Source organism: Rhodococcus sp. (in: high G+C Gram-positive bacteria), assembly GCF_049286785.1.
In the GTDB taxonomy this organism is placed as follows: domain Bacteria; phylum Actinomycetota; class Actinomycetes; order Mycobacteriales; family Mycobacteriaceae; genus Rhodococcus_F.
Map to the genome: position 1 here is coordinate 20,178 of NZ_JBAQEO010000079.1, position 9,850 is coordinate 30,027.

Genomic DNA, 9,850 nt, shown 5'->3' on the forward strand with positions numbered 1-9,850 from the left:
GACCGCGAAACCGAGGAGTGCATCATGACCGCTCGCCGCCCGATCGTCGTCGGAATCGACGGGTCGCCGTCGTCCCTGCAGGCCGTCGCCTGGGCTGCGCGGGAGGCGGTACTGCGGCACGCTCCCCTGTCCGTGGTCACCACCACCTTCATGCCCGGCGTGTACGGCGTCCCCATCGGCGTGCCTGCCAGCTTCTTCGAGGAAGAGGAACTCGAGGGCAAGAAGAGACTGACGCGGGCGGAGGAGGTGGCCGCCGAGGTCGCCGCCGGGCGCACCCTCGACATCGACAGCGCGCTCACCACCGGAACACCCGCGGGCATGCTCCTCGAACGGGCGGAATCCGCCCTCATGGTGGTGGTGGGAGCCAACGGACGGGGAGTCCTGGCCCGAGGCTTTCTGGGATCGGTCAGTGCGGCGGTGGCAACCCACGCGCAGTGCCCGGTCGCGGTGATACGCGGTTTGCCCGAACTCGACATCAACGAACTGACGGGACCCGTCGTGGTGGGTGTCGACGGCTCGAAACACAGCGAACCCGCGATCTCCATGGCCTTCGAGGAAGCGGCTCTGCGACAGACGGAACTCGTGGCGGTGCACGCATGGTCCGATGTCGATGTCCATGTGTCCTTCGAAGGTGACCGGGATACCGAATGGGCGAAACTCGTGGCAAGTGAGACGGCTCTGTTGTCGGAGAGCCTGGCCGGGCGCGTCGAGCAGTACCCGGATGTGCAAGTGCGCTCGGTGGTCGTCATGGATCAACCGGCACGAAACCTCCGCGAGCACGCGGAGGAAGCTCAACTGCTGATTGTCGGAAGCCGCGGTCGCGGTGGGTTCGCGAGTATGCTGCTCGGTTCGACCAGCCGGGCGCTGATGCACTCCGTCAACTGTCCACTACTGATCGTCCGCTGAGGCGCGAGCGCCGCGAAGGGTAGGTAGCCGGGCTCGGTTGGTGGAGCGGGGCCAGTTCTCGTAGTACGGCCGTGACCGTCGGGGCCACCGCGTGCCGCACGGGTGGCGAGAATCCACGTCCGGGCCCGACGTCCGCGACCTCCACGACGTACAGGACGGCGCTGCGCGGGAGCCGGTTCAACGCCGAGCCCAACCGGAATGCGTCACCGAGTCCTATCCCGTGGGTGCTGGTCGACGCGGTCGGCATCTCCGCGGCCGCGTCCAGCGGTAGGCGGTGCACGGTGCCCGGCCGCGACGGATCGCACATGACTGCGTCGACCAGCACGGCCAGGTCGGCGGCCGCCCACGCCTCGAGCAGCAGTGTCGGGTCTCCGTCCGACACCGACACCGACACCGCCGGCCCGAGGCGATACGCGACTTCCCGTGCCACCGCCGGTCCGATACCGTCGTCGCGACGGTATTCGTTTCCGAGCCCGATCAGCACGATCGTCATCGTCGATCGACCGTCAGGGTGAGGAAGTGGGTGGCACAGGAGATGCACGGGTCGTAGTTCCGGATGGTGCGCTCGCACAGCGCAGCCAGTTCCGGGTCGGGAAGATCGAGATTGGTCTCCACTGCGCGGCGAACGTCGTACTCGATCGCGGACTGATTCTGCGACGTCGGCGGGATGATCACGGCGGAGTGCACCAGGTCGCCGGCATCGAGTTCGTAGCGGTGATACAGCAGTCCCCGGGGAGCCTCGCTGACGCCGTGACCCACCGGCCGGGTCGGCACCGTCGGCACGAACGGCCTGGACGGACGCCGGTATCCCTCGATGATGCGGAGCGCTTCCTCCACCGCATAGACCACCTCGACCGCACGGACGACGATGCTGCGGTAAGGGTTACGGCACGTCTGCCCCAGACCGGCTGCAGCGGCGGCGTGTGCGGCAGCTCCCGTCAGCTGCGACGAGTTGAGCGAATAGCGCGCGAGTGGGCCGGTGAGGTAGCGCCGGCCGTCGAGGGTGGCGTGCAGGGCGGTCGAGTGCGGCACCTGCTTCTCGGAGACATGTTCCGGGAATTCGGCTGCGGTGCAGTGCAGTCCGGTGGTGGATCGGATTTCTCCGCTTTCGATCGCGTAGCGGTCGTCCTCGTGCAGGGCCAGCAGTTCGTGGTCGACGTCCCCGTCGGGGAAGTCGAACGCCGACACCCAGTCGACGGTGGCAACCGCGTCGTCCAGCGCGGCACGGAGTTGCACTGCGAGGGCATACAGATCGCGCGGGGTGGGGACGTGATGGAACCCGCCGACGCGCACGTTGACGGGATGGATCGCGCGGCCTCCGATCAGGTCGAGGATCGCGTTCCCCGCCTTCTTCAGGGCGAGGCCCCGTTCGAGTTGCGCACGGTCTGTGCGGGCCAGCGCGATCGAGTCGGGAATTCCAAGGAAGTCGGGGGCGTGCAGGAAGTAGATGTGCAGCGTGTGGCTCGCGATCCATTCGCCGCAGTAGAGAAGACGGCGGAGATCATGTGTCGCAGGGTCGAGTTCGAGATTGCACGCCTGTTCGAGTGCGTTGCACGCGCTGACCTGGTAGGCGACCGGGCAGATGCCGCAGATCCGTGCCGTGATGTCCGGGGGTTCGAGGTAATGCCTGCCGCGCAGGAACGATTCGAAGAACCGGGGTGGCTCGTAGATGGCGAGTTCGACGCGGTCGGCCCGGCCGTCGCGTACCGTCACGTCGATCCGGCCCTCTCCCTCCACCCGGGCGAGGGCACGCATCGTCAGCTGTCTACTGCGCGGCGTCATGCCCGGAACCTTCCGCCGCACTCCGGAACGCGGCCACGTTGAACGTGGCGTAGACCCGGTCGATGGCGGCCTCGCTCATCCCGCAGGTGCGCAACCACCCGCTCATCGAGGCCAGGTTCGGGTCGGGGGCGGGTCCGAAACAGCCGTAACACCCTCGCGAGACCGCGGGACAGAGCGCCCCGCAGCCCGAGTGGGTGACGGGCCCGAGGCAGGGCGTCCCGTCTGCGACCATCACGCAGGTCAATCCGCGGCGTTTGCATTCCGTGCACACGGTGGTGTCAGGAATGTTCGGGCGGCGGGCGGCCAGAAATGCGGTGATCACCTCGAGGAGCTGGCGTTTGTCGATAGGGCAGCCGCGCAGTTCGAAGTCCACCGGGACGTGGTCGGCGATGGCCGTGGACGTGGCGAGGGTGTCGATGTATTCGGGGCTGGCATATACCACCGACAGGAACTCCCTGATGTCGGCGAAATTGCGCAGCGCCTGAATTCCTCCGGCCGTGGCGCATGCCCCGATCGTGACGAGGGCCCGGGACTGCGCCCGCACCGCGCGAATGCGTTCGCGGTCGGCGGCCGTCGTGATCGAGCCCTCCACCAGCGACAGGTCGTAGGGGCCACCGGTGACCGTGTCGGTGAGTTCCCGGAAGTGGGAGATCTCCACCGCCTCGGACAGCGGCAGCAGGTCGTCTTCGCAGTCGAGCAGCGTCAGCTGACAGCCGTCGCAGGACGCGAATTTCCACACGGCAAGTTTCGGTGTGGCGGTCGGGGGTGCACTCATCACAACTCCGGTACCCGTAGAAGTGGTTCGGCGGTGACGTAATCGACAATGGGTCCGTCCCGGCACAGCAGGAGCTCGCCGAGTTGGCAGTGCCCGCAGACTCCGATGCCGCATTGCATGTTGCGTTCGAGAGACACTTGAATGTCCCCGGGATGCATTCCCCGATCCGTCAATGCGCGTGCGCAGAAACGCATCATGGATTCCGGGCCACAGAGCAGTGCGGTGGTGTGATCGGGATCGATGTGCATGCGGTGCAGTGACTCGGTGACGAATCCGACGGCGCCGTCCCATCCGGAGACCGGTTGGTCGATCGTCAACTCGACGCTGAGGTCGGCGCGGGTCTGCCACGAAGCGAGGTCGTCCCGGAACAGGATCTCTGTCGGTCTGCGTGCGCCGACGACGAGGACGATGTCGCGGAACCGCTCACGCGCGGCCAGTGCGGCCAGGACCACCGGACGCAAGGGTGCCAATCCCACTCCCCCGGCCACGATCACGAGATCGCGGCCCGATCCGGCGTGCAGGTTCCAGCCGTGGCCGAAGGGCCCGCGGACCCCGAGAACCGTACCCGGCATGGCGTCGTGGATCGCCTTGCTCACCGCGCCGACTTTGCGGACCGTGTGCACCCACATCCCGTGGGCGCCGGTGGGGTCGCCGCTCAGCGAGATCGCGATCTCGCCGACCCCGTGGGCGTACAACATCATGAACTGGCCGGGTGCGAAAGTGCCGACCCCCGCGGACGGTGTCAGCGGTGCCAGTGTCACCGTCACGCAGTCGTGGGTTTCGACGGCGCGGGAAACGACCCGGTATCCGTCCGGCAGCGTGGGATGGCCCGGCACGGTGTCACACTTCCCGTCGTCCGTCGTACAAATCGAGCAACCGCGCCCGCGTGGACTGCAGGCGTGCGACCAGCACACCGGAAAGGGCGCGCGTCACCGCATACCCGAACGCGGGCTGCGCATCCGCGATCCGTTCGAATGCCGGTATATCGACCTGGGTGGCATCAGTGACCGTCGTGGCCCTGGCACCGAACTGCCATACCGGTTGAGGACCGAGCCAGGACCACCCGAGCACGTCGCCGCCGTGCAGGGTTTCGACGATCACCGTGCCGCGTCCGAGCACCGTGGTCGTGAGAACCACGGTGCCGGTACGCAGGAGCCAGCATCCCTGCGCCGGATCGCCCTCGCGGAGGATGATCTCGCCCGCAGCGAATTGCACCGGCGAGGTCAGTTCCGCGAGGAGCTTTTGGTGTTCGGGGCTGAGTCCGACGAGGGTGGGCGGCAGCGCACCGCTCCCCACGGTCATCGAAGCTCCTGCGGATCGTGCGACTCCGGTTCCGGCAGGAGGTCGGCGAGCCGCGCAGCCTCTTCGGTGATGTCGATGCCGACGGGGCACCAGTCGACACACCGTCCGCACCCGACACAACCGGACGTTCCGAACTGATCGAACCACGTACCGAGTTTGTGCGACATCCACTGCCGGTACCGGCTTTCACCGGACACCCGGACGTTCCCGCTGTGCAATTCGGTGAAGTTCGGCTCGAAACAGGACGACCAGTGCTGCCATCGCTCGGCGTGCTCACCGGTGAGGTCCGTGACGTCCTCGCTGGTGGTACAGAAGCAGGTGGGGCACACCATGGTGCAGTTCCCGCAGGTGAGGCAGCGACTGGCGACGTCCTGCCAGACATCGGCGTCTCGGGCGGAGTGCAGCAGCGATCGCAGATCCCTTTCGGGCATGGCACGTCCCATCCGTCCCGCTGCGGACGCCACCGCGCTGCGGGCACCGTCGATCTCCGTGGCGGTGGCCGGACGTCGGTCGAGATCGGCAAGGACAGCTCTGCCGGCGTCGGTTCCGACCTCGACCAGGAAACTGTGACCGGAGTCGTCGACGCGTTCGGTCAGCGCGAGGTCGTATCCCGGGCCCGCAGCGGGACCGGTTCCCATGGAGGCGCAGAAACACACCTCCCCGGGTTCGGTGCAGTGTGCGGCAACGATGAACAGGTTTCGGAATCGACGTGCTGTTGCGGTGTCGGCGTTCACATCCGGGCACAGCACCCGGCGCAGGACGCTGATGGCCGCCAGGTCACAGCCGCGCACTCCCACGAACGCCAGGGGTGTGTCGTCCTCGGCGGGCGGTGTGAACGTGCCGCTGCGGCCCGCGGACCACAGCTGTTGCCGAGGCGGGTGCAGAAACTGCTTCCACGACTGGGGGCCCGCGGAATGACCGAACACCGCTTCGTCATCTCTGCGTCGCAGGCGGTAGGTACCCGGTCCGGTCGACACACCCCATCCGGAGGGCAGTTTCGCCCCGGTGTCGAGTTCCTCCAGGACGATTGCACTGTCACGGACGGTTGGTCCGATCACGCGAAAACCGCGCCCCCACAACACGTCGACCATGCGGTCCAGACCCGGACGATTCAGGACACTCTCACTTACCGGTACGGCAGACTCCCCGTCCATGCGATCGCTTCTTCCCTGGTTCGATTCGCAGACCCACTTGTCATTGAGCCACGTCCTCGGTGGTCCGCACAGGGTCGTTCGGCCCTTCCTTCTTGCCGCACCGGGCCCGGACACCCCGGTGAACGACGAACGTCACTTTTCCGCAGGCCCCGATGCCCTACCCCGGGAGGCGGGGGTCGACTGGGATGGGAACAGGAGAAGTGACGCGGCATCCGGGAGCGCGACGTGACCGAAGATCAGGCACACGAAGAGCAGCGGGCCACAGAACGGTGGACGGTGGAACTCTTCGTCGACCGGGTGGAGCCATCCAGGGGTGCCGGAGCGGCGATGCTCGCGAGGGCACGGCTCATGACGGGTCCGGGAGGGGTGATCCTCGAGGGCACCGGGACCGCCAAGATCCGTTCGCGTCATCCTCAGGTCGAAAGAATCGGGAAGGAGCTGGCGGTCGCGCGGGCCCTGACCGACCTTTCCCACCAGGTGTGCGAATCGGCGGCCACGGAGGAGGCGGTCATCCGGGGCGCGCTGCGGCCGTGACCGCCCGATCGCCGTTTCGATGCCTCGCCGTTTCGATGCCTCGGCTGTGGGGTACCGCCTCTGGGGAAGACCGGCCCGAGACCAGCAAGGAGCATGCATTATGCGAGCACTCGTGGTGTACGAGTCGATGTACGGCAACACTCGTCATGTGGCCGAGGCGATCGCCCGCGGGATGGGGCCGACCGGTGAGGTGCGGACCGTTCCGGTGTCCCACGCGCCCGACGAGGACCTGTCGGGGTTCGACCTGGTGGTGGTGGGCGGCCCCACGCACGTGCACGGCATGAGCCGGGAATCCACCCGCCACAGCGCAGTCGAGGCGGCGAAGGATCCCGACAGTGCGTTGGAGGTGGAACCCGACGCCGAGAGCGAGGGGGTGCGTGACTGGCTCGCGTCCCTGGAGCCCGTCGGCGGGAAAGCCGCCGCCTTCGACACCCGCATTGATGCGCCTGCCATGCTGACCGGTCGCGCGTCGAAGGGGATCGGCAGGAAGCTTCGGCACCTGGGCTTCGAACTCGTCGTCGATCCGGAGAGTTTCCTCGTCGACAAGGAATCGAAACTCGAGCCCGGTGAGGAGGATCGGGCCGAGCAGTGGGGACGGTCCGTCGCCGAGCAGGTGCGCACCGTCAGGGAGCAGTGAGCTTATCGACGCGCTCTTCCAGGGTTGGCGTTGATCCCGGGAAACCGGCAGGAGTTTCCCCGAGTCGCCCATCGCCTTGGTGTCCGGGGGGTCGTTGACACAGGCTTTGCACCGGCGAAGACTTGCCGACGGTGATAACCGGGGCGAGCCCCTCCTCAGAGTGTGCTCACTGCGGGCATGTTCCAGGTGCCGTGCAAGGTCGCGCGCGGGTGCACAGTTCTACATACGCAGCGAAGTGGAGCGGCAAAGAGTGACAATGCAAGTTGGAGCCCGATTCGGCAGATACCGACTGGACCGTCCGTTGACAATGGATGCGAACGGTGAGGTCTGGTCAGCGGTCGATACGGTCACGCTCCGACAGGTGGCAGTGCGGGCACTTCCGCCGGAAGCAACCGAAGACGACGACTATCGCGAACGTTTCGAACGAGCAGCCGGCATCGCGGCGCACATCCAGAACCCGCATGTGATGCCGATCCACGACTTCGGACAGGTCGGCAATCGCCTTTTCCTCGCCACACCGCTCATCGAAGGCACTTACCTGCAGACGATTCTCGAGTCCACCGGCCCCATGAACGTCGATCGTGCGGTCGCAGTGGCCGGGCAACTGGCGTCGGCGTTGGATGCCTTGCGCGCGGCCGGACTGCCGGAGCCGGAAGTGTCATCGGCAAACGTCTTCATGCAGGACGGCGGGGCGGTCTACCTCACCGGTACCTGGCTCCCCGCAAGTCCCGGAGCCGCGTCGGGGATCTGCGGCCTGACTGCGGTTTTGTACGAATGCCTCACCGGCAGGTTCTTTCCGTCGTCGAGCCCAGACCATCTGCCCCCGCGCCCGTCGTCGGTAATGTCGACGCTACCCGCGGGCATGGACGCCGTGATCGCCCGCGGAACGGCGGCCGATCCCGCAGTGCGCTATCGGTCGGCGGGTGAGCTGGCCGCTGCTGCCCGCGCCGCGGCGACAGCACCACGGCCGGGTGCCGAGCCCAATCGTGTGATCCCTCCGATCAGCCGGAGCCGCGGTGGCATGGTTGCCGGAGTTGCGCTGGCCGCGATCGTCGCTGTCGCGATCGTCGGCGGAATCGTCATAGGTTCGGGATCGTCATCGTCCGACGTCTCCGGCACCGGACAGACGTCGAGCGCGGAGCCGCCGGCCTGGACTCCCCCTGCCCCCGCGGCATCGGCCCCGACGGCACCGAGCGCCCTGACGAGCCCGACGGCGGAGGCGGAGGCGCCGCTGCAGACGCAACCAGAGATCGCGGATGCAGTTCCGCTCGAGGAAGCCGTTCCACCGAGTTCAATCCCACAACCTGCGCCGCAGGTATCACCGGCGCCGCAAGCACCGACTCCGGCAGCCGGCCCTCCGCAGGTTCTGCCCTGCTACCCGGGATACGAGCACACCCCGCCACCCGACGGCCCGTGTCTGCCGCCCGGGTCCCCGCCGCCCCCACCAGCGCCCGCACCCGCAGCGCCCGCGCCGGCACAGGCCGGGCCAGAAGTTCTGCCCTGCTACCCGGGATACGAGCACACCCCGCCACCGGACGGCCCGTGCTGGGCTCCCGCTCGGTAGCAGTGAGTTCTATCTCGGGGGTGTCGGGCTTCCCACCTCAGGTCGTCACGCGCTCGGCCACGTAGCCGGTGACATCTGCGAAGGTGACGAGCTTGGCGTAGTCGGCCTCCGGAATGTCGATACCGAATTTCGAGTGCACGGCGACGAGGAAGTTCAGCCAGTCCATCGAATCGAGATCGACCTGGTCGCGAAGAGGCCGGTCGGCCACCAACTCGTCACTTTCGACCTCGGGTGCGATGTTCTGCAGTGCCGCGAGAACCGCGGCATCGATGTCCGGTTTGTTCACAGTCGTTTCCTCACAACTCTTCCGGGTGCTGCATGATGTTGTTGATCGCTGCAAGGAAGAGCGCCCCCCGATGCCCGTCGGACGCCCGATGGTCCGCCGCCAGGGTTCCCGTCACCACCGGGAGCGCACGCACTTCCCCGTCGACCACCCAGGGACGCTCGGCTGGTTTCCCGAACCCGACCAACGCCACCTGGGGCGGGTAGATCACCCCATACACGGCGTCGACGCTCCGGTCGCCCAGATTGGTCACCGTCAATGTGGGGTCGGACATCTCCGAGCTGCGCATCGAACCGGCCCGCACCCGGGCCACCAGGTCGGTGAGTTCCTTCATCAGTTGCACGAGAGGTTTCTCGGCGGTGTCGTGGATCGCCGGTGCGACGAGCCCTCCCTGGCGTAACGAGATCGCGACCCCGATGTGCACGGAGGACTGTGGCCGGAACTCGCCGTCCTGCCAGAATCCGTTGAGGTCCGGGAATCGTGTGGCGGCCACCGCAACGGCCTTGAGTTGCACGGCGGCCATCAGAACCCGTTCGGTGATCGAACGGCCCGCGTTTTCCCGTTCGAGCCACGCACCGGCGGCCTGGAGTGGGATCTGCTCGGTCAGATAGTAGTGCGGGATCTCGCGTTTGGAACGGCTCATCGACGCGGCGATCGCACGGCGCATCTCACGGGTCTTGTCCTTGGTCACAGTGGGGACCGCTGCGGCCGTCTCGGCGGCAGCACGGTCGATGTCGGCGAGGGTGATCGACGACATCGGCCCGGTACCGGTGATCGACGCGAGGTCGAGCCCGAGTCGCTCCGCTTCCCGGCGGGCGGCCGGCGACACGCGGGGGCGTCGCGCCTCGGCACCAACCGGTGCAGCGCGGCGCACCGGCGTCACCTCCCGCGGGGGCGCTGCTTCGCGCACGAC

At 67.4% G+C, this 9,850-nt stretch carries 12 protein-coding genes; 4 read left to right on the forward strand and 8 right to left on the reverse strand.

The features are described 5' to 3' along the window. The first annotated feature begins 24 nt into the window (after window positions 1-24). A complete protein-coding gene (locus WAW17_RS02955; protein ID WP_422331524.1) occupies window positions 25-906 on the forward strand; it encodes a universal stress protein in 882 nt (293 codons plus the stop codon). Here WAW17_RS02955 and WAW17_RS02960 read toward each other — a convergent pair. Genes WAW17_RS02960 through WAW17_RS02985 form a run of 6 tightly spaced genes read right to left on the reverse strand, consistent with a single transcriptional unit; the run spans window position 878 to window position 5,919 of the window. Beyond that, on the reverse strand, window positions 878-1,399 hold the full coding sequence (locus WAW17_RS02960; protein ID WP_422331525.1) for a hydrogenase maturation protease: 522 nt from the start codon (window positions 1,397-1,399) through the stop codon (window positions 878-880). The two genes, WAW17_RS02955 and WAW17_RS02960, sit on opposite strands and share 29 nt — an antisense overlap. Beyond that, window positions 1,396-2,688: a Ni/Fe hydrogenase subunit alpha gene (locus WAW17_RS02965; RefSeq protein ID WP_422331526.1), complete on the reverse strand. Its 1,293-nt coding sequence runs from the start codon at window positions 2,686-2,688 to the stop codon at window positions 1,396-1,398. The genes WAW17_RS02960 and WAW17_RS02965 overlap by 4 nt, the downstream gene beginning before the upstream one ends. Next, window positions 2,672-3,463, reverse strand: a complete 792-nt coding sequence (locus WAW17_RS02970) for an oxidoreductase (protein WP_422331527.1) — start codon at window positions 3,461-3,463, stop codon at window positions 2,672-2,674. Before WAW17_RS02970 ends, WAW17_RS02965 begins: the two co-directional genes overlap by 17 nt. Further along, a complete protein-coding gene (locus WAW17_RS02975) occupies window positions 3,463-4,299 on the reverse strand; it encodes an FAD/NAD(P)-binding protein (RefSeq protein ID WP_422331528.1) in 837 nt (278 codons plus the stop codon). Before WAW17_RS02975 ends, WAW17_RS02970 begins: the two co-directional genes overlap by 1 nt. A 4-nt stretch (window positions 4,300-4,303) precedes the next feature. Next, the gene (locus tag WAW17_RS02980; RefSeq protein ID WP_422331529.1) at window positions 4,304-4,765 is read right to left on the reverse strand and encodes a Crp/Fnr family transcriptional regulator; all 462 of its coding nucleotides are present in this window, start codon (window positions 4,763-4,765) and stop codon (window positions 4,304-4,306) included. Then, window positions 4,762-5,919, reverse strand: coding sequence for a 4Fe-4S dicluster domain-containing protein (locus WAW17_RS02985; RefSeq protein ID WP_422331530.1), 1,158 nt, complete (start codon window positions 5,917-5,919; stop codon window positions 4,762-4,764). The genes WAW17_RS02980 and WAW17_RS02985 overlap by 4 nt, the downstream gene beginning before the upstream one ends. Before the next feature lie 225 nt (window positions 5,920-6,144). Between WAW17_RS02985 and WAW17_RS02990 the strand changes: the two genes are divergently transcribed. From WAW17_RS02990 to WAW17_RS03000, 3 genes are all read left to right on the forward strand, one after another. Then, window positions 6,145-6,453, forward strand: coding sequence for a dsRBD fold-containing protein (locus tag WAW17_RS02990; RefSeq protein WP_422331531.1), 309 nt, complete (start codon window positions 6,145-6,147; stop codon window positions 6,451-6,453). Window positions 6,454-6,553: 100 nt separating this feature from the next. Further along, window positions 6,554-7,090 (forward strand): flavodoxin family protein, encoded by a 537-nt coding sequence (locus WAW17_RS02995; RefSeq protein ID WP_422331532.1) that lies wholly within the window; start codon window positions 6,554-6,556, stop codon window positions 7,088-7,090. A gap of 256 nt (window positions 7,091-7,346) precedes the next feature. Beyond that, complete coding sequence (locus WAW17_RS03000) at window positions 7,347-8,654, forward strand: serine/threonine-protein kinase (RefSeq protein ID WP_422331537.1); 1,308 nt, start codon at window positions 7,347-7,349, stop codon at window positions 8,652-8,654. 37 nt (window positions 8,655-8,691) lie between these two features. Here WAW17_RS03000 and WAW17_RS03005 read toward each other — a convergent pair whose 3' ends face one another. After that, window positions 8,692-8,940: an acyl carrier protein gene (locus WAW17_RS03005; protein WP_422331533.1), complete on the reverse strand. Its 249-nt coding sequence runs from the start codon at window positions 8,938-8,940 to the stop codon at window positions 8,692-8,694. Window positions 8,941-8,950: 10 nt separating this feature from the next. Continuing rightward, the coding region (locus WAW17_RS03010) for a dihydrolipoamide acetyltransferase family protein (protein ID WP_422331534.1) at window positions 8,951-9,850 on the reverse strand (900 nt) is incomplete at its 5' end.

Excerpts from the sequence above, each read along its gene's own strand:
- WAW17_RS02970 (WP_422331527.1), bottom strand. The coding sequence starts at position 3,463 with ATGAGTGCACCCCCGACCGCCACACCGAAACTTGCCGTGTGGAAATTC.
- WAW17_RS02965 (WP_422331526.1), bottom strand. The coding sequence starts at position 2,688 with ATGACGCCGCGCAGTAGACAGCTGACGATGCGTGCCCTCGCCCGGGTG.
- WAW17_RS02955 (WP_422331524.1), top strand. The coding sequence starts at position 25 with ATGACCGCTCGCCGCCCGATCGTCGTCGGAATCGACGGGTCGCCGTCG.
- WAW17_RS02985 (WP_422331530.1), bottom strand. The coding sequence starts at position 5,919 with ATGGACGGGGAGTCTGCCGTACCGGTAAGTGAGAGTGTCCTGAATCGT.
- WAW17_RS02980 (WP_422331529.1), bottom strand. The coding sequence starts at position 4,765 with ATGACCGTGGGGAGCGGTGCGCTGCCGCCCACCCTCGTCGGACTCAGC.
- WAW17_RS02995 (WP_422331532.1), top strand. The coding sequence starts at position 6,554 with ATGCGAGCACTCGTGGTGTACGAGTCGATGTACGGCAACACTCGTCAT.
- WAW17_RS02960 (WP_422331525.1), bottom strand. The coding sequence starts at position 1,399 with ATGACGATCGTGCTGATCGGGCTCGGAAACGAATACCGTCGCGACGAC.
- WAW17_RS03000 (WP_422331537.1), top strand. The coding sequence starts at position 7,347 with ATGCAAGTTGGAGCCCGATTCGGCAGATACCGACTGGACCGTCCGTTG.